The 23,813-nt window shown below is 40.1% G+C and carries 18 protein-coding genes and 1 CRISPR repeat array; of the genes, 15 read left to right on the top strand and 3 right to left on the bottom strand.

Annotated elements, in window-relative coordinates; all coding sequences use genetic code 11:
* Window positions 1-173 precede the first annotated feature (173 nt).
* Complete coding sequence (locus tag DP117_RS09940) at window positions 174-1,811, bottom strand: cyclic peptide export ABC transporter (RefSeq protein ID WP_169218150.1); 1,638 nt, start codon at window positions 1,809-1,811, stop codon at window positions 174-176.
* Window positions 1,812-1,999: 188 nt separating this feature from the next.
* Here DP117_RS09940 and hpnI point away from each other — a divergent pair, with 188 nt between their 5' ends.
* Window positions 2,000-3,196 carry a bacteriohopanetetrol glucosamine biosynthesis glycosyltransferase HpnI gene (gene hpnI / locus DP117_RS09935; RefSeq protein ID WP_169218149.1) on the top strand — a complete coding sequence of 399 codons (1,197 nt, stop codon included), beginning with the start codon at window positions 2,000-2,002 and terminating at the stop codon, window positions 3,194-3,196.
* 30 nt (window positions 3,197-3,226) lie between these two features.
* Window positions 3,227-4,861, top strand: coding sequence for a B12-binding domain-containing radical SAM protein (locus tag DP117_RS09930; protein ID WP_169218148.1), 1,635 nt, complete (start codon window positions 3,227-3,229; stop codon window positions 4,859-4,861).
* 24 nt (window positions 4,862-4,885) lie between these two features.
* Here the strand turns inward: DP117_RS09930 and DP117_RS09925 are convergent, their stop codons facing one another.
* Window positions 4,886-5,506, bottom strand: a complete 621-nt coding sequence (locus DP117_RS09925; protein WP_169218159.1) for a Uma2 family endonuclease — start codon at window positions 5,504-5,506, stop codon at window positions 4,886-4,888.
* Window positions 5,507-5,637: 131 nt separating this feature from the next.
* Here DP117_RS09925 and DP117_RS09920 point away from each other — a divergent pair, with 131 nt between their 5' ends.
* The 8 genes from DP117_RS09920 to DP117_RS36100 all read left to right on the top strand — a co-directional run bounded on the left by DP117_RS09920 (window position 5,638) and on the right by DP117_RS36100 (window position 18,405).
* Window positions 5,638-8,019 (top strand): phosphoketolase family protein, encoded by a 2,382-nt coding sequence (locus tag DP117_RS09920; protein WP_169218147.1) that lies wholly within the window; start codon window positions 5,638-5,640, stop codon window positions 8,017-8,019.
* A 342-nt stretch (window positions 8,020-8,361) separates the two neighbouring features.
* Window positions 8,362-9,909, top strand: coding sequence for a TIGR03985 family CRISPR-associated protein (locus DP117_RS09915; RefSeq protein WP_169218146.1), 1,548 nt, complete (start codon window positions 8,362-8,364; stop codon window positions 9,907-9,909).
* A gap of 20 nt (window positions 9,910-9,929) precedes the next feature.
* Window positions 9,930-10,529: an HD domain-containing protein gene (locus DP117_RS09910; RefSeq protein WP_169218145.1), complete on the top strand. Its 600-nt coding sequence runs from the start codon at window positions 9,930-9,932 to the stop codon at window positions 10,527-10,529.
* Window positions 10,522-11,490: a reverse transcriptase domain-containing protein gene (locus DP117_RS09905; RefSeq protein WP_169218144.1), complete on the top strand. Its 969-nt coding sequence runs from the start codon at window positions 10,522-10,524 to the stop codon at window positions 11,488-11,490. Before DP117_RS09910 ends, DP117_RS09905 begins: the two co-directional genes overlap by 8 nt.
* 110 nt (window positions 11,491-11,600) lie before the next feature.
* Window positions 11,601-12,806: a CRISPR-associated endonuclease Cas1 gene (gene cas1 / locus DP117_RS09900; RefSeq protein ID WP_248277603.1), complete on the top strand. Its 1,206-nt coding sequence runs from the start codon at window positions 11,601-11,603 to the stop codon at window positions 12,804-12,806.
* A gap of 180 nt (window positions 12,807-12,986) precedes the next feature.
* Entirely contained in the window at window positions 12,987-13,262 is a 276-nt protein-coding gene (gene cas2, locus DP117_RS09895) for a CRISPR-associated endonuclease Cas2 (protein WP_169218143.1), read from the top strand.
* A 218-nt stretch (window positions 13,263-13,480) separates the two neighbouring features.
* A CRISPR array of direct repeats spans window positions 13,481-17,717; the repeat unit is 36 nt; unit sequence CCCTACCGATTGGGTTAAATCGGATTAGTTGGAAAC.
* 56 nt (window positions 17,718-17,773) lie between these two features.
* Window positions 17,774-18,067 carry a nucleotidyltransferase family protein gene (locus tag DP117_RS09890; RefSeq protein ID WP_169218142.1) on the top strand — a complete coding sequence of 98 codons (294 nt, stop codon included), beginning with the start codon at window positions 17,774-17,776 and terminating at the stop codon, window positions 18,065-18,067.
* Window positions 18,068-18,195: 128 nt separating this feature from the next.
* Complete coding sequence (locus DP117_RS36100; RefSeq protein ID WP_339381138.1) at window positions 18,196-18,405, top strand: HepT-like ribonuclease domain-containing protein; 210 nt, start codon at window positions 18,196-18,198, stop codon at window positions 18,403-18,405.
* A 198-nt stretch (window positions 18,406-18,603) separates the two neighbouring features.
* Here DP117_RS36100 and DP117_RS09880 read toward each other — a convergent pair whose 3' ends face one another.
* Window positions 18,604-19,563, bottom strand: a complete 960-nt coding sequence (locus DP117_RS09880; RefSeq protein WP_169218141.1) for an NYN domain-containing protein — start codon at window positions 19,561-19,563, stop codon at window positions 18,604-18,606.
* Window positions 19,564-20,136: 573 nt separating this feature from the next.
* On the opposite strand from DP117_RS09880, the gene DP117_RS09875 reads away from it, so the two are divergent.
* The 5 genes from DP117_RS09875 to DP117_RS09855 all read left to right on the top strand — a co-directional run bounded on the left by DP117_RS09875 (window position 20,137) and on the right by DP117_RS09855 (window position 23,731).
* The gene (locus tag DP117_RS09875) at window positions 20,137-20,709 is read left to right on the top strand and encodes an NYN domain-containing protein (protein ID WP_169218140.1); all 573 of its coding nucleotides are present in this window, start codon (window positions 20,137-20,139) and stop codon (window positions 20,707-20,709) included.
* Between the two features lie 33 nt (window positions 20,710-20,742).
* Window positions 20,743-21,156: a hypothetical protein gene (locus tag DP117_RS09870; protein WP_169218139.1), complete on the top strand. Its 414-nt coding sequence runs from the start codon at window positions 20,743-20,745 to the stop codon at window positions 21,154-21,156.
* A gap of 269 nt (window positions 21,157-21,425) precedes the next feature.
* Window positions 21,426-21,623 carry a hypothetical protein gene (locus tag DP117_RS09865; RefSeq protein WP_048866656.1) on the top strand — a complete coding sequence of 66 codons (198 nt, stop codon included), beginning with the start codon at window positions 21,426-21,428 and terminating at the stop codon, window positions 21,621-21,623.
* A gap of 232 nt (window positions 21,624-21,855) precedes the next feature.
* Window positions 21,856-22,341, top strand: coding sequence for a hypothetical protein (locus DP117_RS09860; RefSeq protein WP_169218138.1), 486 nt, complete (start codon window positions 21,856-21,858; stop codon window positions 22,339-22,341).
* Window positions 22,342-22,390: 49 nt separating this feature from the next.
* Window positions 22,391-23,731: a ThiF family adenylyltransferase gene (locus DP117_RS09855; protein WP_169218137.1), complete on the top strand. Its 1,341-nt coding sequence runs from the start codon at window positions 22,391-22,393 to the stop codon at window positions 23,729-23,731.
* Window positions 23,732-23,813: the final 82 nt, after the last annotated feature.

Genomic DNA, 23,813 nt, shown 5'->3' with positions numbered 1-23,813 from the left:
TCACGAGATGTTTCGCTCCGCTCAACATGACATTTTAAGTATTTATGCAAGAGGTCTCTTATATAGGATTGCTATATAGCAGTTAGAAATCATTCGTGAAAAAGTAAGATACCTGACTTTTTAAAGAAGTCGAGTATCTGTATCTTGGAATTTTAATAAATCAAATAAGATTGCTATAGATTTGAGTGATTATATTTTTTATCAAACTCCACTTTACCATACTCTAGTTTGATTATCCGATCTGCGACATGAAAATAGCGGTCATCGTGGGTAATTGCCAGTACTGTTTTACCTTTATCTCTCAGTTTTGGTAACAGTTGAGTGTAGAATATTTCTTTAAATGTCGGGTCTTGGTCTGCTGCCCATTCATCAAATAAATAAATTGGTCTATCTTCTAAATATGCTGTTAGCAATGCTAGTCGTTTGCGCTGTCCTTGGGAAAGGTTTGTGGTGGAAAGTTTGCCGTTTTTTATTTTGACTTTATGGTCGAGTTGAAGTAGTTTCAAATATTCTTGAGCTTGAACATCTAGGTTAGGATTATCTAATCCTAGCAGTTCTTCAAATAAATAAAAGTCCGAGAAGACGACAGAGAAATGTTGGCGATACCATTCTCGATTTTGTTCGGTAATCAGTTCTTTATCTAAGAAAATTTCTCCAGCTTCCGGAATGTAGAGTCCTGTAATGAGTTTGGCTAAAGTCGATTTACCGCTTCCATTTCCTCCAACAATAAACACCAGCTGTTGGGGATAAAATGTTAAGTCAATAGGACCGAGAAGAAAACGACTGTCTTCTTGCTCTGTGCGATAAGTATGAGTCACATTTACAAATTGTAAGCACTGCCAGGAAGATTTGCTTTCTGGTGGAACTGTTGATTGTTCAGCCTGATTTGCTAAAGATAAACCCAGTGACTCTATTTTTTGTAAGGCAATGCTTGCTTTGCTAATGATAGGGAGGTTCTCTACAAGGTTGTTCATTGGCATCATCAAGTATGTAAATGTCAAGATGTAGCCAGAAAGAGTTTGGGGACTGATGGTGAATAGATGAGGAAGTGCGAATAATACAAAACCAATCGCGAAAAAAAATAAAAGTCTTCCCCAACTCGTTGTTGATGTAAATAGGGTTAAACCTTGAATGTTGTGACGGCTGAAGGTGGCTGCTGTTGATTGCAGGTTTTTAGAAACGAAGACTTGACGCCGCTTATAGTGTAATTTGAGTTCTTTAATTCCTTCGGTAATTGTACGAAAATGCTGAAATAAGATATCTTGGTCTTCTCGGGCAAGAGCAAGGAATTTCTCTCCTCGTATTAACAGCCACTGGGAACTCCCAATTGCGACTACTGCTAGTCCTATCACCATCAGAAGTACTAACCAGGATAACCAAGTAATATATAGAAAGCAACCTGCTACTATAGCAATATCAATACAAAGGTAAGGCAGTTGGTGGACAGCATTCGCAACTGTCTGTACGTCTTCGGTGAGGGTTGCTAAGAGTCGAGGATTTCCTAGCTGTTCTAAATGACTCAAGCCGGAAGAGAGAATCTGCTGACTCAAGCGCATCCGTAATTGGAAGACAGCATGCTGAGAGAGGCGAATCAACATGACCTGAGAAAGCACGCTAGTAATCAGTGCGACTAATGCTAGACCGAGAAAACCCCAAGCGATGGTTGTGAGGCCCTCACCAGTAGTGCGACTTGCTGCAGTACTGATGAGGGCGATGAGGCTAGCGCTACTGCCACCACTGAGAAATCCGGTGACAACTGCGATCGCCATCATTCGCCAAGAAGAACGCACAAGAAAGGAAATTAAATTCATAACAGTACATGGCAAACCGATTGAGTTTGCACTCTTACGAAATAGAATAAAATTAAATATAAAAACTTTTTATAGTATCACTCAAAAATCGTCATTTTTTCATGTCTTAGTCATATCTTTTATATACAAAGGTCATAAACTGATGTGCAGATCATTTGTAAAACGCATATGCTGTATCCACCAGAATTATGGGAACCGCTTTACTTCAACATTTCACTAGTCTGACTATTATCGATTTTTTACTCTTGATTCTCTGTATGTCGGCTGTCTTGTATTACAGCTATGGAATTTATGCAGGGATGAGTGCTGCTTTCTACCATCCCCATGTAGAGTTAAATTTTCAACAGCCGGTTACCATCCTCAAGCCACTTTGTGGGCTGGATGACGAAGCTTATGAAAACTTAGCTTCCTTTTGCCGACAACAGTACCCAAACTATCAAATTATTTTTAGCGTTCGTGACCCATTGGACTGTAGTATATTAGTTGTCAAGCAAATCATTCACGATTTTCCAGAGTTAGATATTCAGTTAGTTGTCTGTGAAGAGACTATTGGCACTAACCCTAAGGTGAGCAATTTGGCTAACGCGGTCACGAAAGCTAAATATGAAATCTTGGTGATTGCTGATAGCGATATTCGAGTTGGGATAGATTATCTGCAAAGAGTCATCCAACCACTACAAGATCCTAATGTTGGTGTTGTCACTTGTCTGTATCGTTCTTTAGCCAAAGGATGGGCAACGATTTTGGAAGCTGTTGGAATTGCGACTGATTTTCATCCAGGTGTGTTAGTCAGCAATCAAATAGAAGGGATAAAGTTTGCTCTTGGTTCAACGATTGTGATTCGCAAACAAGTGCTTGATAAAATTGGAGGATTTAAGGCGATCGCCGATTATCTGGCAGACGACTTTCAACTTGGCTACTTACCAGCTCAAGCAGGTTACAAGGTTATTCTTTCAAATTATATAGTAGAACATGTACTGGCATCTAGCACCATCACAGATTCTATCCAGCGTCAAATTCGCTGGGCACGTTGTATACGAGTTTCTCGTTTTTGGGGTTATCTAGGACTCATTTTTACTTATGGCACTGTTACCAGCTTACTCTTTTTGATTGCGACAGGTGGGTCAACCATCGGTTGTGTTGTGCTAGCTATCACTTGGGTGATGCGATTAGTCATGGGCTGGGTTGTTGGTGTGAGGTATCTTCAAGATGCTTGTGTTCAAAAGTTTTTCTGGATTGTCCCTCTACGCGACCTGATTGGGTTTGTCATCTGGTGCTGCGGCTTATTTGGGAACACAATTGAATGGCGTGGACGACGACTGAAACTGACAAAAGGCGGTAAGCTAATGGAAATTACAGACAATTTTGCAAAGGTTTTTAACTAGTTAGCTGTTCAGATTTGTGGAGTGAATGCGATGAATAGTTACGTGATGTCTTTAGAAAAACCTGTTTTTAAAAAGACGACTCGGAACACTGGCTATATTCCGCGCTATCATCGACGCATTCTCTGCATCTTTCCCAAATACAGCCGTTCATTTGGAACGTTTCACCACGCCTACGCTTTAAGAGGTGATGTTCGGGCTTTTATGCCACCACAAGGCATTTTAGTTGTGGCTTCCTACTTACCTCAAGAATGGGAAGTCCGTTTTATTGATGAAAATGTCTGTCCTGCAACAAGAAGTGATTACCAATGGGCAGATGTGGTGATTGTCAGTGGGATGCATATCCAACGACCGCAGATGAATCAGATTAACGAACTTGCTCATCGAGAAGATAAAATCACAGTTGTCGGTGGTCCTTCAGTCTCTGGTTGTCCTGAATATTATCCCGATTTTGATATTTTACATTTGGGTGAGTTGGGAGATGCAACTGATCGGATGATTGAGTATTTGGATTTAGAAGGCGATCGCCCCAAAAACCAAATCCGCTTTGAAACCAAAGAACGATTACCCCTGAGCGAATTTCCAACTCCAGCTTATCACCTGCTCAACTTCAATCAATATTTTCTTGCCAATATTCAATTCTCCAGTGGTTGTCCATATCATTGTGAGTTTTGTGATATACCTGAACTTTATGGCAATAATCCCCGTCTGAAGACTCCAGAACAAGTTCTCGCTGAACTGGATGCGATGTTGAAACATGGAAATCCGGGGGCAGTGTATTTTGTCGATGATAACTTTGTGGGTAATCGCCGTGCTGTCATGCAGTTGCTTCCTCACCTGATTGATTGGCAAAAACGCAATGGATATCCCATTCAATTTGCTTGCGAAGCTACATTGAATCTAGCTCAAAGTCCCAAACTTTTGGAAATGATGCGCGAGGCATATTTTTGTACAGTTTTCTGCGGGATAGAAACGCCAGAACCTCAAGCACTCAACGCAATTTCCAAAACTCATAACCTCAGTATGCCAATTCTTGATGCCGTTAAAGTTCTCAATAGCTACGGTATGGAGGTTGTCTCAGGAATCATCATTGGCTTTGACACAGATACACCAGAAACTGCAGATAAAATTCTGGAATTTATTCGTCATTCTCAAATTCCTATGTTGACAATTAACCTACTTCATGCATTGCCGAAAACTCCATTGTGGCGCAGGTTAGAAAAAGAACAGCGACTCGTCTTTGATGAAAATCGCGAGTCCAATATCAAGTTTTTAATGCCTTACGAACAAGTTGTTGAGATGTGGCGTCGCTGTATTACAACAGCGTATGAGCCGGAATTTCTCTATCAGCGTTATGCTTACAATATGGAGCATACCTACTCTAACCGGATAAAAGTTCCTAATAGCCCAGCTCGCACTTCTTGGGCAAATATTAAGAAAGGTTTCACGATTCTGACTAATCTTCTAGTGCGAGTAGGTATATTGGGCAATTATCGCAAGACTTTTTGGAAGATGGCACTACCGAGTTTGAAAGCTGGTAAAATCGAGGAATTAATTAACGTTGGACTGGTTGGACACCATCTGATTAAGTTTACACAAGAGTGTGCTAAAAACGAAGAATCAGCTTCTTTTTATTCTCAAAAAATACGCAATACTGTTCGGACTTGATTGTAAATCACGAATGATGATGAGCTAGTCATCAGAAATTTCTCCTGGATTATCTTCAGGAAAAACAACATCTTCATACAGCAAAGAAATAGGACAATGGAAATCAACGCTGGTTAAGTACACTTCTAGTTCTGTTTCGTCTTCTATCGTTTCTTCAAGTGAATAAGAAGTGAGTTCCCATTTTCCTTTCTCATTGAGTCGATAGCATTCTACATTCATTTTATCTGCTTCAATGAGAACATATTCTTTTAAGGTATCAATCCGACGGTAATGCCTAAATTTCTTTCCTCTATCGAATGCTTCTGTACTTGGAGATAACACTTCTACAATTAAACAGGGATGATAAATAACTTTACGCGCTTTTTGGTCTAGTGGATCGCAACTCACCATCACATCTGGATAGTGAAAAGGTCCCTCAAGTGAAACTCCCACTTTCGCATCTGCAATTTGGACTTTACATCCCTTACCTCGTAGATGATTTTTGAGCGCAGATGCAAGGTTTAGGGCAATATCGTTGTGAGGGATAGTTCCCCCTGTCATAGCGAAAATTTCCCCGTTAATATATTCGTACTTAATGGGTTGTTGTTCCTCCCATTCCAGATACTCCTGGGGAGTCATGAGTTGATGTTGGGGTTGAGCAATCATTTTTGTGCAAATGTTATACTTACCTGTTGAGTTCAAGGATAGCAACATAGTGTGTCATAAGTAAGATGACCTCTATGCTGCAAATCACTAAACTTGCTTAGTAAAAATTCGTGGAAATTAGGGAGTTCGATATGACTCTAGCAAGTCCTCCACAAACGAAACCTTTAACAGGTGAAGAACTGCGGAAAATGAACGCCTACTGGCGTGCAGCTAATTATCTTTCAGTAGGACAAATATATTTACTCGACAACCCACTACTCAAAGAACCGCTGAAGCTGGAACACATCAAACCCAGACTTCTAGGTCACTGGGGAACAACTCCAGGTCTTAATTTTATCTATGTTCATCTCAACCGGATGATCAAAAACTATGACCAGAATATGATCTATATTGCTGGTCCTGGTCATGGTGGTCCTGGAATAGTTGCACATGCTTACCTGGAAGGTACTTACAGCGAATACTATCCCAACATTTCCCAAGATGCTGAGGGAATGAAGAAACTCTTCGTACAATTCTCATTCCCTGGCGGTGTTGGTAGCCATTGTACCCCTGAACTTCCCGGTTCTATCCACGAAGGCGGTGAACTTGGTTACTCCCTGGTTCATGCATACGGCGCTGCATTTGACAACCCCGACCTGATTGTTGCTTGCGTTGTTGGTGATGGTGAAGCGGAAACGGGGGCTTTAGCAACGAGTTGGCACTCTAATAAGTTCCTTAACCCTGTGTATGATGGTGCTGTTCTCCCTATCCTTCATCTCAATGGCTATAAAATTGCTAACCCAACAGTGCTGGCGCGGTTAAGTCATCAGGAATTAGAAAGTTTATTTGTCGGCTACGGCTACAAGCCTTATTTTGTAGAAGGATCAGATCCGGAAACAATGCACCAGCTGATGGCGGCGACTTTGGATACTGTGATTCAGGAAATCAAAGAAATTCAGGAAGAGGCGCGTAACAATGGCTTGAGCAAACGTCCGCAATGGCCGATGATTATCTTGAGAAGCCCCAAAGGTTGGACGGGACCGAAGGAAGTTGATGGCCAGAAGGTAGAAGATTTTTGGCGATCGCACCAAGTTCCTTTTGGCGAGTTGTCAAGCAAGCCAGAACACATTAAACTCTTAGAAGATTGGATGAAGAGTTACAAAACTGAAGAACTCTTCGATGAAAATGGCAAGTTTATTCCAGAACTAGCAGAACTGGCTCCTAAAGGAAAGCGACGCATGAGTGATAATCCTCATGCTAACGGTGGTCTTCTGCTGCGTGACTTGAGAATGCCTGATTTTCGGAATTATGGTGTTGAAGTTTCTGAACCAGGCAAAGTTATTTCCGAAGCCACGAAGGTGACAGGAAAATTCCTGCGGGATGTCATGAAACGAAATCTGGAGTCCCGCAACTTCCGTATATTTGGTCCAGACGAAACCAAATCAAATCGCTTGGATGCTATCTTTGAGGTAACAGATCGGACTTGGGAAGCCGAGAGATATCCTTATGATGTCAACCTGTCTGCTGAAGGTCGGGTGATGGAAATCCTCAGTGAAACAACTTGCCAAGGTTGGTTAGAAGGATACCTTCTCACTGGTCGTCATGGCTTCTTCTCCTGCTACGAGGCGTTTATTCACATTGTAGACTCAATGTTCAATCAGCACGCCAAGTGGCTCGACAGTTGTCTGGACATTCCTTGGCGTAGATCAATTGCTTCGCTTAACTACCTGCTAACATCTCACGTTTGGCGACAAGACCATAACGGTTTTTCTCATCAAGACCCTGGTTTTATTGACATTGTTGTTAACAAGAAAGCAAAAGTGATTCGGGTGTATTTACCCCCCGATGCTAATTGTTTGCTGTCAGTCACTGACCACTGTCTGCGAAGCCGCAACTATGTAAACGTCATTGTTGCTGGGAAGCAACCTGCTTTACAATACCTAAATATGGATGCAGCAGTCAAGCACTGTACCAAAGGTCTCAGTATTTGGGATTGGGCAAGTAATGACCAAGGTAGTGAACCAGATGTGGTGATGGCGTGTGCAGGAGATATTCCCACAATGGAAACCTTAGCAGCTGTGGACATTCTGCGCCAAAACTTCCCAGACTTGAAAGTGCGGGTGGTGAACGTTGTAGACTTGATGAAACTTCAACCTGAAAGTGAACATCCCCACGGACTCAGCGATAAAGACTTTGATAGTATTTTCACGACTGACAAGCCGATTATCTTTGCGTTCCACGGTTATCCTTGGCTGATTCACCGTTTGAGTTACCGTCGCACGAATCATGCAAATCTGCATGTGCGGGGTTATAAGGAAGAGGGAACGACGACTACGCCTTTTGATATGGTTGTCGTTAACGATTTGGATCGTTTTCACCTGGCGATGGACGTGATTAATCGCGTGCCAAAATTGGGTTATAAGGCGGCTTATGTTAAGCAGATGTTGCAAGACAAACTTCTTGAACATAAGCACTACATTAATAAGTACGGTGAGGATATGCCGGAAATTCAAAACTGGAAGTGGCCGCATTAGGTAATTTAAAATTTCCGGAGATCAATTAGGAATCGACTGTTGAAAGTCATTTATATTACCCGATAGTCGTGATTTACCCCTATCCGCCTTCGGCACCTTTCCCCTTATAAAGGGGAAAGGAAGAAGATCTTATATCTTGCACCAGGAGCAAAAACCGGGTTTCTTGAGAATGATAACTCTTGAAAACCTTAATTTTTCGTTTAGAAACCCGGTTTTTTAAGTCTTGTTGAGAATACTGCAAGATGTCAGAGATCCTCTTCAAGCCGGAATTTAGGATGAGATGGAAATAGCCTTTTCCAGCTGCTGTTAATCTGGAAACATACACCCGCAAGCAGCAGCACTATGAAGAGAGAAGTTTTTAATTATCCTCCCAGCGTAGAAGTTTTAAAGTTGTTAACGCCAGGTTCGTTAAAACAAAATTTGGCGAAAGCGGTAAGATTATGGGTTATTTTACGTTCTATCTATGGAGATGATGCTGATGAAGTAAAATTAGAATTAAAAGAAGGATTTACTTTTTTTCAATGGCGCGATTTATTTTTTCTGGATGCGATAAAGCAACATTCACGCGACAAAGCTCCAATTTTACATCATGAACAATGTCGCTGCGCTACAAAATTAACTGAGTGGTTGTTTGCATCAACTCTAGGTATTGAGAAAAGGAAATGGTCTGATTCCTTCCAAAAGTATTATTCTATTCAGTCTGATGAATTAGAATGTTTACTTTTGACGGGAATAATTAGTAATTCCCAAAACAGTAGTCAACCAGATGATGATTCAGTGACTACCAGGAATAGCCAAAAATCTCATCAAAAATCTCAAAGGTTTTCTAAAACTTTATCTGATGGACGTTTATTTGCTGTCACAAGTCGAAATTTGAAAGAATATGATTTTCAATCATTAGTCAATCTGGGATGGTTAAAAAAAGCAAGCAATCAAGAAGAAGTCAATCAAGTTCAATATTTGAAAGTCGAGAAATTCCCGGAATTCTTCTTAGCGCGTCTTGAAGAGGTAGAAAATCCTTCTGAACAGTTCACAAATGAAGAATTATCTGCTTTCAATCATTCATTGTCTCAACCCATTAATGGTATTCAGCGATTTTTGATTCACGCAGAATACATCGTTCATCCTCGACTATATGAGCGCGTTGAATCACTGCAAAAACAGTTAAAAAAACTTTGGGCACAAGATAAGATACCCTTGGTGAAGTTAAGTTATCAGAGTGCAAAACTATATCATGATACTGTTGATTGTATTGTTTACCCGGTTTGCATTTACTACTACCAACGCGCACCTTATCTATTTGCTTATGGTCAAACTCCCAAGCCAGATGACAAAAAGAGTTGGAGCAAAATAGATTGCAAAATAGATTGGTATGATTATCGCCTTGACCGAATTCTCGAATTAGATGAATTACCGAAAAATATAGATGAGACAAATATTCCTAAACACTTTATAAATAAATGTCAGGGCAAATATCCACCAACTCCTGATGATATTAAAGAAAAAATGGCAGCCGCTTGGGGATTTGATATTTATCAACCACAGGAGTTACTGGTATTGAAATTTGAACAGTATTTTTATGAAAATAACATTAAAGGAACCGAACGCGAGGAAATGTTTACACAAATTTCTCTCCAACAAGTTGAGAAGTTGGTGAAAGCTTACACTCCTTCAGCATCAGCAGAACAAAAATCTCTGCTTTCAACCTTACAATCTCGCTCAAAAAACGATATTTACTGCAAAGTCGATTATCGGGTTGATGATAATAACATCGTCATGCGTTTGCGGGCTTGGGGACCTAAGGTAGAGGTTATTTTACCTTGGCATTTTCGCGATCGCATGGCAAAAGATATAGAAGCGACTTACAAGCTTTATTTACAAGTTTTATAAATAATCAGGGAAATCACACCATGAACTTACACGCAACAGAAACATCAAAATTAACTCATCGTTTTGAACAAGCTTTGGTTTACGCTACCAGACTTCACGCCAAACAAATTAGAAAAGGAGGAGGTAATGTACCTTACATTAGCCATTTATTAAGTGTCGCAGCGCTGGTATTAGAAGATGGTGGCGACGAAGATGAAGCGATCGCAGCATTATTACATGATGCCATTGAAGACCAAGGAGGGGAAGCAACCCGCCAAGTCATTTTCAATATGTTTGGTGAAAGAGTCTGTGAAATAGTTGATGGTTGTACTGATGCAGATACAATACCAAAGCCACCTTGGCAAGAACGCAAACAGCAATATATTGAAAAATTGCGTCATGCTTCAGCTTCGATTCGTAGGGTAGCGCTAGCGGATAAATTGCATAATGCGCGTTGTATTTTGAAAGATTTACATCAAGAAGGAGAAGCAACTTGGCAAAAGTTTCAAGGTGGTAAAGATGGAACTTTATGGTATTACCACACTTTGCTGGCTTTGTTTTTAGAAACTGATGCTCATTCTTGGTTAGTAAAGGAATTAAATCGCATTATTGGTGAGTGGGAGAAGGTGAAAGATGATTGATATTGCTAGCAAGTTTCTCGATCTTAAGAATTTTCAAAATGCTTGGCAAAAAGTAGCCGAAAATCGCGGTTGTGCAGGAGTAGATGGAGAAACGATTGATAGTTTTGCTCGCAATCAAATCGTAAATATTTATCAATTACTCAATGCTGTCGCTAATAGTACTTATCAACCCTCTCCTTGCAAGCAGGTGATTATCCCCAAAAAAAATGGCACTCAAAGAGAGTTAAAAATACCAACTGTACGAGACAGAATTGTGCAGCAGGCTTTATTGAATATACTGTATCCGTTAATGGAGGATAAATTTTCGCCTGCTAGTTTTGCTTATCGTCCTAATTTATCTTATCTCAATGCAGTAGAAAAAATCGCTGATTGGCGAGATATGGGATATCACTGGGTGTTAGATGCGGATATCGCCAAGTTTTTTGATAATATCGACCATCACAGGTTATTAAAAGAAGTCAGGTTATATATAGATAATCCGGGAATTTTATGTTTGATTAAATCTTGGATATCAGTCGGGGTGTTAACTGCAGAAGGGTTAGTCTTACCGCAAAAAGGTATTCCTCAAGGTGCAGTGATTTCCCCGATTTTGGCAAATATTTATCTACATGAGTTTGATGAATGGGTGAGTGCGACTGATTTAAAACTCGTGCGTTATGCAGATGATTTTCTGGTTTTATCGCTGACTCAAGAGCGGATTTTAGAAGCTAAATCAGAAATCATGAATCTATTGGATTCGATGGGCTTGACGATGAATACAGAGAAAACCCAAATTACTAATTTTGGGCGTGGATTTCGGTTTTTAGGTCATGGTTTTTTAGAGAATGCTATTTTTCCTGTGAATGTTGACGAGGAGAAGCTGAAATCTGCTCTTGAAAAACAAAATAAACCTCAAAATAGCACTAAAAAAAAAGTCCCAAATCTGAGAACGCAAGCCAGAAAACTAAGGACAATATTGTAGAATTAAACACTATTTCACCTCATTCCCATGCAGAGTATGATACCAAGTCACCTCGTTCCCATCCAAATCATGATTCATCTCGTTCCCATGCTCTGCATGGGAATGCAGTCATGGAGGTTCTACCTCCAAGTAACGAGAAGCAAAACATTTCTGAAATCGTTCCTAACCTGGAGTCTGAAAACGAGGATATCGCGTATTTAAGAAATATTGCAACTCTACATCAACCCTTCCTCGCGGAAATAGAAACAGAATCACCTCTTCAAACCGAAGAGGATAACAGTCCTTTTCAAAAAAATATTTGGCATCAAGAAATGGCAGCTATTTATCTGATTGAACAAGGCACAAATATTTATAAAGACTACCAACGCTTTATCATTCATGTTTCAGAAAAACCAAAACTTGAAGTTCCCATTCGAGAAGTTCAGCAAATTCTCGTTTTTGGTAATATTCAACTATCCACTCCTGTGATACAAGTCTGTTTACAAGAACAAATACCTGTTGTATTTCTCAGTCAGAGTGGTCAATATCATGGTCATTTATGGAGTGAAGAGTCAACGAATTTAGATAATCAATTAATCCAGATTGAGAGACGCAAGGATGACTACTTTCAATTTCAGGTTTCCAGAGCGATCGTTTTCGGGAAATTGATGAATTCCAAACAGCTATTATTGCGATTTAACCGTAAGCGCAAAATCACAGAAGTGGAAAAACCTATTTATGGAATCAGTAAAGATATCGACTCGCTCGATTTAGTAGATAATTTAGATACGTTACGCGGTTATGAAGGAATCGCTGCTGCAAGATATTTCCCGGCTTTTAGTCAGTTAATTACTAATTCCAAGTTTGAATTTTCTCTACGTAACCGTCAACCACCCACGGATCCAGTAAATTCTTTATTGAGTTTTGGTTACACGCTGTTATTTAATAATGTTCTAAGTTTTCTTGTCGCTGAAGGACTTTCTCCTTATTTGGGGAATTTTCACTATGGGGAGAAACAGAAACCTTATTTAGCGTTTGATTTAATGGAGGAAATGAGGTCTGTCGTTGTTGATAGTTTGGTTTTAAATATTATTAATCATTCTTTACTCAAGCCCAAAGATTTTGACATAGTTCCTAGCACGGGAGGAGTTTATTTAAATCAATCATCCAGACGAGTCTTTCTTAAACAATTTGAAACCAGGATGAATGAAGAGATATCTCATCCAGATTTACAATCTCAAACAACCTATCGCCATGCGATTCAATTACAAGTAAGACGATATAAACGGTGTTTGTTGTCTGGGGTTCCATATGAACCTTTTTTAAGAGCAGTCTAAGGATTTTAGATTTTGAATTGGGAGTATCCTAATTTTGTAAAAACATGTTTGTCCACAGCGATCGCTGTGGACAAGTCATTATCTAAGTTTGATATAACTTACACATTTAATATGCTTGCTTTGTTTTGAATTATCCTAAAAAACTGGTATTTTCATGAATTTATATTATCTAATTGTTTCATGCTGGTGCTTATTGTGTATGATATTCCTAATGATAAAAGGCGCACGAAGTTATCTAATTTCCTGGAGGGATATGGGCGAAGAGTCCAACTTTCTGTGTTTGAGTGTTTTCTCAGTTTGGAGGAAATGCGAGAACTTCATGAAAAGGTAAAAAAGTTAGTTAAACCTGTGGAGGATAATGTGCGGTTTTACTGGATATCGCAGGAGGCGGTTTCCAGGGTGTTAACAATTGGTGGTGAGTCTCCCCAACCACCGCCAAAGTATTATGTCATCTAGGTTTGGGGAAGATTAGGGGTGATTTTTAGATGGTGCATCGACACCACTCGCCAAATCGCCGAAACCCTATATTTTTCGTTGAGTGGTGTCGATTGCTTGTAGGGCAAGGATTTGAGGTATGTGTTTTGCTCAATTTCGCACAACATATATAATGTATTTGAGAGTGGTGTCGATTTGGCGGCTGGAACCCTTACTGGGTAAGGGCTGCTAGACGAACCCCCTACCGATTGGGTTAAATCGGATTAGTTGGAAACTTGTAGTAGCTTTAGGAGCAGACTGTGCGAAGACAGAAGAACCCTACCGATTGGGTTAAATCGGATTAGTTGGAAACCTAGATTGAGGCATAGTAATCAATTCCTAAATTAACCCCTACCGATTGGGTTAAATCGGATTAGTTGGAAACATAGCAGTAGCTAGGTCTTGGTTAGCAACAGTTGCCACCCTACCGATTGGGTTAAATCGGATTAGTTGGAAACATTCCTGCACTTACCGTTGCACCATTCTGGGTTACCCTACCGATTGGGTTAAATCGGATTAGTTGGAAACGTTACAGGTCAAGAAAAACCGAATTGTAATTGATTTCCCTACCGATTGGGTTAAATCGGATTAGTTGGAAACGAAATGAGAACAACGCCGGAAATAAACAAGGAAGCAGCCCCTACCGATTGGGTTAAATCGGATTAGTTGGAAACACTCACGCTAGAAGATTGATCAGCATCACTGAAGTTGCTTCCCTACCGATTGGGTTAAATCGGATTAGTTGGAAACTGTCTGTTGTCGTAGTTGTTCAGCTGTTCCGTGGTACCCTACCGATTGGGTTAAATCGGATTAGTTGGAAACCTCAGGGCTCTCTTCTACTTTCTTATTGTCCCAAGTCCCTACCGATTGGGTTAAATCGGATTAGTTGGAAACGTCATCACTACGCTGCCTGTTGCTATCAGTTTTGTCACCCCTACCGATTGGGTTAAATCGGATTAGTTGGAAACCTTACTCTCGGCATCACGAGGTTTAAATACCCCCCTACCGATTGGGTTAAATCGGATTAGTTGGAAACTCCCTTTCAGCAGTATACTGCCATGCTGATTCAGCGCTAGCACCCTACCGATTGGGTTAAATCGGATTAGTTGGAAACGGTTCTCCAAAGTAAGACCTTTTTGGTAGGGACATTTTTGCCCTACCGATTGGGTTAAATCGGATTAGTTGGAAACTTCTGTTGCTGGATAGAAGAACGACGATTTAAAACCCCTACCGATTGGGTTAAATCGGATTAGTTGGAAACGAATCCCAAATGCCTACGGCTTTTTTTAGGCTTGATTGCCTCCCTACCGATTGGGTTAAATCGGATTAGTTGGAAACAATTCATTTTGTAACTTAGTTACAACTTCGTTAGGAGAACCCTACCGATTGGGTTAAATCGGATTAGTTGGAAACTTTGGAGGTGTTTCCTCTGCAAGAACTTGAGTTATCCCTACCGATTGGGTTAAATCGGATTAGTTGGAAACCTTCTAGAAGCGGTTTCCGACCTCGACGATCATTCTCGCCCCTACCGATTGGGTTAAATCGGATTAGTTGGAAACAGAATTCAAAGAAGAAAGTTCTTGGCTATTGGCAAAAGACCCTACCGATTGGGTTAAATCGGATTAGTTGGAAACCGCTCAGTTTAAAGAACTTGGGTATATAGCGTGCCAGAAGCGCCCTACCGATTGGGTTAAATCGGATTAGTTGGAAACTTACACTTATCTCCCCGACAAATCTCTACTGTACCGCGACCCTACCGATTGGGTTAAATCGGATTAGTTGGAAACTTAAAGAAATTAACTCAACGATTTCGCCGGTTTGACCCTACCGATTGGGTTAAATCGGATTAGTTGGAAACGTTAGCCCATTAACGTTTGAGCAAGCGTTGCTGTCCCCTACCGATTGGGTTAAATCGGATTAGTTGGAAACTTTAAATCATGCCTGTTTAGCCACTCCTCGGTAACCCCTACCGATTGGGTTAAATCGGATTAGTTGGAAACTATGGGAGAAAGCTGTAAATAGAGAAGTAGCAATAGTAACCCTACCGATTGGGTTAAATCGGATTAGTTGGAAACAGGCTAAAACTCCGTCAACTGAACCAGCTGCAACGATAAAGTCCCTACCGATTGGGTTAAATCGGATTAGTTGGAAACATTCAAAGTAACCCAGAATGGTGTGCAGTTAATTGGTACCCTACCGATTGGGTTAAATCGGATTAGTTGGAAACGAATCGCTTCCCATTTTTCCCCAGTATTCTTAGTTAACTCCCCTACCGATTGGGTTAAATCGGATTAGTTGGAAACTACCTCTTGAGCCAGGCAAACTAGAATCAAACTCAACTTCTCCCTACCGATTGGGTTAAATCGGATTAGTTGGAAACGAAGTTAAGCGATACGGACGACTTCTTGTACTACAACCCTACCGATTGGGTTAAATCGGATTAGTTGGAAACTTTAGGATAACCCCCTACCCAATACTGAGGAGTGATGCCCTACCGATTGGGTTAAATCGGATTAGTTGGAAACGGGAACGTGAATCGCTTCCCACTTTTCTCCGGTTTCTTTAAGTACCCTACCGATTGGGTTAAATCGGATTAGTTGGAAACCGTCTCCTTCAGGCACGGGGTCGTGCCCAGTGAAAACACCCTACCGATTGGGTTAAATCGGATTAGTTGGAAACCTCTTGCGATACTGGTTTAGATTTTTGATCAGCAAGACCCTACCGATTGGGTTAAATCGGATTAGTTGGAAACATAGCGATGAAAGAGGTAGCAAAAAGAGCTTTTTTCAAACTCCCTACCGATTGGGTTAAATCGGATTAGTTGGAAACCGTTAACATGGGTGTTTCTCCTTTTGTATTGGTATACCCCCCTACCGATTGGGTTAAATCGGATTAGTTGGAAACTCTTCAGGCAATCGTTTGCCTAGGACTCCCTTCCCTACCGATTGGGTTAAATCGGATTAGTTGGAAACAAGTAGGTTCCAATAATCTCTTTCTTTTGCTCATTTCCCTACCGATTGGGTTAAATCGGATTAGTTGGAAACGCTAGTACATGTCTCAACTATAATTTTTTCTCCTGCCCCTACCGATTGGGTTAAATCGGATTAGTTGGAAACCTTAATCTTACAACATGAACTAATTGTTGTCTAACACATTACCACCCTACCGATTGGGTTAAATCGGATTAGTTGGAAACGTTTTTACCAAAAGAATTCTATCTTTGTTTTTTTGCACCACCCTACCGATTGGGTTAAATCGGATTAGTTGGAAACCTGACGTGTTTGAACGTCAGGATCGTTTTGGTTTACTGTCTCCCTACCGATTGGGTTAAATCGGATTAGTTGGAAACCTATAATTGTCACAAGTGCTAACACACTTATGATAGTACCCTACCGATTGGGTTAAATCGGATTAGTTGGAAACTTTTTCTTCAGGCTGTTCGGCAAAAAAAACAATTCCCTACCGATTGGGTTAAATCGGATTAGTTGGAAACTTTTTGTGTCGGTTTTTTCTTCTTTTTTTGCCGCCCTACCGATTGGGTTAAATCGGATTAGTTGGAAACAAAGAAATACACAAAACAAAAGCGGAAATTACTGCCTCCCTACCGATTGGGTTAAATCGGATTAGTTGGAAACTTCTTTTCCTTCACGAGTAACAGCGATTATGCCGCCCCTACCGATTGGGTTAAATCGGATTAGTTGGAAACAAGCTCATCTTGCGTAAATGCATCATCTGTTCCTGCAACCCTACCGATTGGGTTAAATCGGATTAGTTGGAAACTCTGTATAGTTTTCTCGTATAGTGAAGTTAATTAACTGCCCTACCGATTGGGTTAAATCGGATTAGTTGGAAACGTTTATAGGGTCAAAGGCAGCTGCGTTTTTTCCATTCCCTACCGATTGGGTTAAATCGGATTAGTTGGAAACAACAGGATTAGCGTTTGCGAAGTTAGACATAATGACCCCTACCGATTGGGTTAAATCGGATTAGTTGGAAACATTAAAGAGCATCTGGCTGATTGCCGCTTCATTTAATGCCCTACCGATTGGGTTAAATCGGATTAGTTGGAAACGATTAGCGATAGCGCTGTTTGTATGGGAGAAAGCTGTACCCTACCGATTGGGTTAAATCGGATTAGTTGGAAACGAGTTATGTTCCCATCTTTATCCTTTTTATAGCAATCTGCCCCTACCGATTGGGTTAAATCGGATTAGTTGGAAACTTTTCAGAGCTTTTACCCTGATCTTCACTACTGCCCTACCGATTGGGTTAAATCGGATTAGTTGGAAACTCTCAAGTTTTACAGGAGACAATAATGCAAGCTCAATTCCCTACCGATTGGGTTAAATCGGATTAGTTGGAAACCAGTAAGACTAGGCTTTGCTTCGTCCCCACCATCTCCCCTACCGATTGGGTTAAATCGGATTAGTTGGAAACAGTGATTAAAGATGATGTTTTAAAATAAGCTGTAGTTTTATAAGAGAAAGTAAAAAATGGGATTAAAAGAACTTCTCCAAGAAAAACGAGCAGAAATTATCAGTATTGCTGCTAAACATGGTGCTTATAATATCCGAATTTTTGGTAGTGTAGCTAGAGGAGAAGAAACACCAAGCAGTGATATTGATTTTTTGATTGATTATGACTTGAATAAAATTACACCTTGGTTTCCTGGTGGCTTGGTTCAAGAGTTAGAAACTTTGTTGAATCGGAAGGTTGATGTGGTAACTACTAATTCTTTACATTATTTTATTCAAGATCAAGTCTTAAAAGAGGCTATTCCTTTATGAAAGACAGTCGGATTTATCTTATTCACATTCGGGATTGTATCAACAGAATTAAGCAATATACATTTGAAGGTAAAGAAGTATTTTTTAATGATATTAAAACCCAAGATGCAGTTTGAAGAAATATTCAGGTGATGTGTGAGTCTGTACAAAAATTACCAACTGATTGGAAAAATGCATACCCTGAGACAGAATGGAGTAATATTGCTGGCTTTCGTAATAGATTAACCCACGAATATCTAAGTGTAGACCTTGATATTGTTTGGAATGTCATTGAAAACTATTTGCCTTCTTTAGAAAGAACGATTGAAGCAATGGCGCAGGAATTTTGGAATATTTAGTTGAGAACAGAACGCACCAAGGCACGGGAGCATCCCAAATGTGTAAGTTGTATCAAATCCAGGTTATGAATTGTCATTGCGAGCGCAACGTAGTGGAGCAAAGCAATCCCATATCTTGTGATTGCTACACTACGCTGTCGCTTCGTATGCCCTCCGGGCACGCTGCGGACATACTGATAAATTTTCCCGCCCACCTACTTAAGCCGCATTAAACTTTCTGTATTTAGCGATTTCATATTGGATATCATCTAACAAAACAACATCATCAGCTATTTGGGAAAGTTGCTCACTCAGCATTGTTTTCTTCGCAATAACCGTGACTTGAGCACCGCGTCGTTGAAGTTCCTCAATAGCAGGAATAAAATCACCATCACCACTCACAAGAATCACCTTATCTTGCGGTTTCACTTCTCCCAACATATCGACAGCAATTTTGACATCATCACCAACAGTTTTGACATTCTTGCTATCAGGTCGAGGTAAAATAGGAAGTCCAATGACTTCATAACGCAAATGTTCTAAATAACTAATAAAACGTTTTTGTCCTTCACTCATGGGTGAATGAACACCAGTGTAATATTTAAAAGTGGTAACAGTTGCATTTTGAGAAAGTTCTACCCGCAAAGCATTATAATCTGCCTCAATCTGCAAGCTATCGAGAGCAAAACTTAAATTATTGCCATCAATATAAACACGAGTTACCGATGTTTGAGTCTCGGGAAGAGATTTCACTGATGGTTTTTTAAAAACTTGTTGATCAATTTCAGATTTAGCAGTCGTTTTCTTAGCTAACTTCTCTTGTAGTTGAGCGATATTTCCTAAAATTACCTTTTGTTGATGCTGCAACTTATCGATTTTAGAAAGATAAAGACGCTGACAGGTGTTTTGAGTTTTGACTTTTTTCTCAAGTTTATTAAATTCACACTGTGCATCAGAGAGTTTAGCTTGCAAGCAGGTATTCTCTTTCGTTAAGAGGGTTAATTGCTTTTGGTGATTGGCATCTAGTTGGTGCTGTTTGACTAGCATTTCTCTAGAAATAGCTCCCAAAGCAGTGATTTCACCCAACACTCGCAGTAGAGGTTGTTTGCTAGTTGTTCCAGTCAAGATGCACCCCATAGATAAAACTAATGTGATTGGGAATAATTGAGTAAGTTTCATTTCTACGACTCACTAATCTTTGACTTTCATGTATTTAATGTAGTGAGTAGGTGGAAAGTGATATTTCCAGTTATGGGACAATACCGTTCAGATAAGATAATTTGCAAGAACGGTAACCTTTGTAGAGATGTTGCATGCATTTGTAGAACTTTCGGATGCAACGTCTCTACATGTGTGAAATTTCCAAAAACAATCCTATTTCTCGTTCCCAGCCAGAGGCTAGGAATGCATAACTTGAGGCTCTGCCTCAATATCAATATAATAATTGGGAGGCGGAGCCTCGTTTTAGGCATTCCTATGCAGAGCATAGGAACGAGAGAAACGAGAGAAATTTCTCGTTCCCAGCCAGAGGCTAGGAATGCATAACTTGAGGCTCTGCCTCAATATCAATATAATAATTGGGAGGCGGAGCCTCGTTTTAGGCATTCCTATGCAGAGCATAGGAACGAGAGAATCTGAAGAACGAGAGAATCTGAAGAACGAGGGAATTTGAGTAGAGGAAAGAGCACTTTCCACCCATGAGTTTTAATCGGAAATAAGAAAACACAAACCCAAAAGAAATGGTGAAAGTGTATGATAAGTCCTCGTCGAGTCATGATTCTTGCAGATGGTGATAACACCTTTATGGCTGCACAAAATTTTAATCGTAAAATAAACTGGCATAAAGTGCGGGACTATTTAGCAGATCCAAAAGAGGGGAGAGAACTCATAGACATGGTGATTTATCTTGGTTTACCCCCTGCAAAAGAAAGATTTGAAGAACAGCGAAAAAGTAAAGAAAAATTTATCTACTGGGCAAGAAGTAATGGTTTTTTAGTTGTGACTAAAGAAGGTAAAGCTAAGGGAGAAGAATACGAGAATAATGTTGATGTTGTGATGGCGATGGATGCGATTGAATTGGCTTTAGAAGTGAAACCAGATATTGTTGTTTTGGTGACAGGAGATTCTGATTTTGCTTATTTAGCAGAAAAACTCAGAAGAAGAGGAATGCGGGTTGAAGTCGCTTCTGTCGAACAATCTCTGGGAAGTGAGTTAAAAAATTCAGCTAATAGTGTGGTGGATTTAACTGAGGTGTTTGATAAATTTGACCAACATGATACTAACCAAAACTTTCACCGCATTGGTAGTTCTAATGTTTTTGATTGATAAATGCAGTCAGAAAAAACAAGGGAGTTGTTCATGAAAACAGTGAATGGCAAGTTAATTAATCAAGAATTCAATCAGCTAGAAGAACTAACACAAAAGACTGAGAAAATAATTGGACGTTGTGAATCTTTAGAATCTCAGGTGACTGTTCTTAGCAAACAAGACTACACACAATATTTGCAAAAAGTAACCCAGGAGGTAATTAGTGCTAAATCCTATGTGCAAAAGCTTGATAAAAGAATTGGCTTTTTGGAGGAGATGACATCAAAGCAAGCTAAACAGTTGCTATTTCTCAAGATTAGCAGTGTGATAGGTTTGGTAGGCTTGTCGTTTCTGTTTAGCATGAAGAATCTACCTGAATATGACAACAATCAGCCTCAACAACATACGGAATCTACAGAGTTAAAGTTTGCCTCAATTCAACAGCATGATATTTTCCCTGCCTGAGAACTTGCACCATTCTCAAAACCCTAGTGGGAAGGGCACGTCGGTGGGCACTGTCCATAACCTAAAAATAGGAATTTGGTGCGATCGCTAAGCAGTGCCCACCCTACAAAAATTGCTACAAAAATTGCTGATATCCATTTTGAGTGGGCACTCAATTCAACAACATCATATTTTCCCTCCCCTTTATAAGGGGAGGGTTAGGGTGGGGTAAAACTTACAACGTCATATTTCTGCCAATCAAACTCTTGAGAAGACAGTGAGGAAATTAAATGAGAGCAGTTATTAATGGCAAACTGGTAGATTTACCAGAAGGTACAACTGTTGAAGAATTAAGAAAAAAGTTGCCAGAAATTGGTCAAGATGATGTGATGGAAGAGGGTTTTGGTGGTACTCGTCCTCTCAAAAATAACGAAGCGCTCAAAGAAGGTTCAAAGGTTTGGACTGTGCCCAAAATTGTGAAAGGGTAATGCAGTACCAGCCGCAGTGAACAGTAAACAGTGACTCACCGGAATGCATCACTATCAATAACGCTATTTTTTTCGGGTGGGCACTGCCCATCAAAATCGCAAACTCTCATTTTAATGTTGGTAGGCAGTGCCCACCCTACGTTTGGTGAGAATGGTGCAACTCAGGTGAACAGTTATCAAGCAGAAGCAGCTTTCTTGAACTGATAACTGATAACTATTTTTCAGGTGAAGTATGACAGTTACAATTAGCCAAGAGAAATCAGGTTTTCAGCCGAGTACGAGAATCATAGAAGAACTCAAGCTGTTAGAAAAAGTCGCCAAGAAAGTCATTGTTGGTAGTAAGACAGTTGGCGATATCAAATATACAGCGATTCTTATCAAAGGAATGCCTTTGTCTTCCAAAAAATTCACCGTTTCTAACACAGATGTTTTGTTTTTGTTACCACCAGATTATCCACGACTTCCTCCTATTGGTTGCTATCTAAATTATCCGTGGAATACGGTGGGAGAAGGAGACCATCACTTTACCAGACAAAGTTATTATGGTGCGCCGTTTTTAAGTACACAAGGATGGTATTGGTATTGTGTGGGATTGGGGGGAGGATTTAATCAGGATGTCTGGTTGAATTCTTGGAGACCTAGTCATAATCCTGAGAAAGGTCATAATCTTGCGACTTTGTTTGTCACAGCCCGTCACGCGATTAATAGTGAAGATTGATTGACTCGCTGCTTAAAAATTCCAAATTCCAAATTCCAAATTTCAAAATATGAATAAATCTGCTCAGGTTTCTCTGCATATACCACCCAAAATGTGGTCTGAGTTTCGGGATTCTATGCTCAAGTCTCGCATGTTGAATGAAGAAGTCATTGGTTTTTTATTTTGTCAGCGTCATCAAGTTTTCAAAAACAAAATCCGCTATATTCCGAAAACTTGGGTTGTTCCTTCTTCTGACTGCTACGAACATCAATCGACGAATGGATTGGTATTAAAACAGCATTTTCATTCATATTTGCTGGAAAATCATCTCTTAGAAGGTTTAGATGTCGTTCACATTCATACTCATGCAGGTCAAGGTATCCCTGATTTTTCCTATATTGATGACCGCTATGAGTCGGAATATGCGCGGTTTATCGCCTCTGGTTTTCCCAAAAAACCTCGCTTGATTTCGGGTGTCTTTGACGAAGATTTACAATCTTGTCAATTCCGGATGTGGGATAGAAAAGGAAAAAAAATTGAGAGTGTGAAATTCTGTCATTCCTTGTTTGATGTCTCGGAAAATAGAGATATGATGAATAACACAGATTTGATGTTTGCCCGCCAGAAAATCTTTGGTGAAGCGAATCAAAAGCAACTGAATCAGCTCAAAGTAGCATTAATTGGTTGTGGCGGTATTGGTTCAATTTTTGCAGAATTATTGGGGCGTTTGGGTGTGAAGAATTGGGTATTAATCGACCCAGATAAATTGGAAACTGTTAATCTCAACCGAATGCCTGGTGCGACACAAGAAATGGTAGAACAACAATGGCATAAAGTGTATTATGTCAAGCATCTTATCAAAAGAATTTACCGTGAAGGTTCTTGTGTTAAAACAATACCAACCTCAATTGAAAGTGAATTAGCCAAACAAGAAATAGCAACTTGCGATTTAATTGTGGTTGCAACTGACAATCACCTTTCTCGAAAAACTGCCCAAGAATTGGCGTTGGAATATATGCGTCCTTTGGTGTGTCTGGGGACTCATATAGATGTGAAACCAGACAACACACCGCGAATGTATTGCAGAATTACTGTTCCTCCTCTGGGAGGTGGTTGGTGTTTGATGTGCGGTAATATTATCAATCTGCAACTCGCGGCTTTAGAGTCTGCACCTTCTGATATTCATCAAATGGCTGCGGGTGCTGGTTATTTGGAAGGTGTGAATGATCCAGCGGTTTTTTGGCTAAACAGTATCTGTGCAAGTACGGGTGTTGGTGTGATTCACGGGATGGTGAGTGGTTTTTTGAATGTAGATTCCGGGATTGACTGGATTTATGAGTTTCCCGGTAGTGATTGGCGCAAGACTAATATTGAGTATTTCCGGACGGATGATTGTTACTTTTGTTGTTAAGTAGAAGGTGGTTATGCGTGTTGTATTCATGACTTATACCTCACCCCCATCCCCTCTCCTTATTAAGGAGAGGGGGGGACAA

The organism is Brasilonema sp. UFV-L1, assembly GCF_012912105.1.
Lineage (GTDB): Bacteria > Cyanobacteriota > Cyanobacteriia > Cyanobacteriales > Nostocaceae > Brasilonema.
The sequence above is the reverse complement of the archived record's forward strand: the minus strand, read 5'-3'. Positions and strand labels throughout refer to the sequence as shown.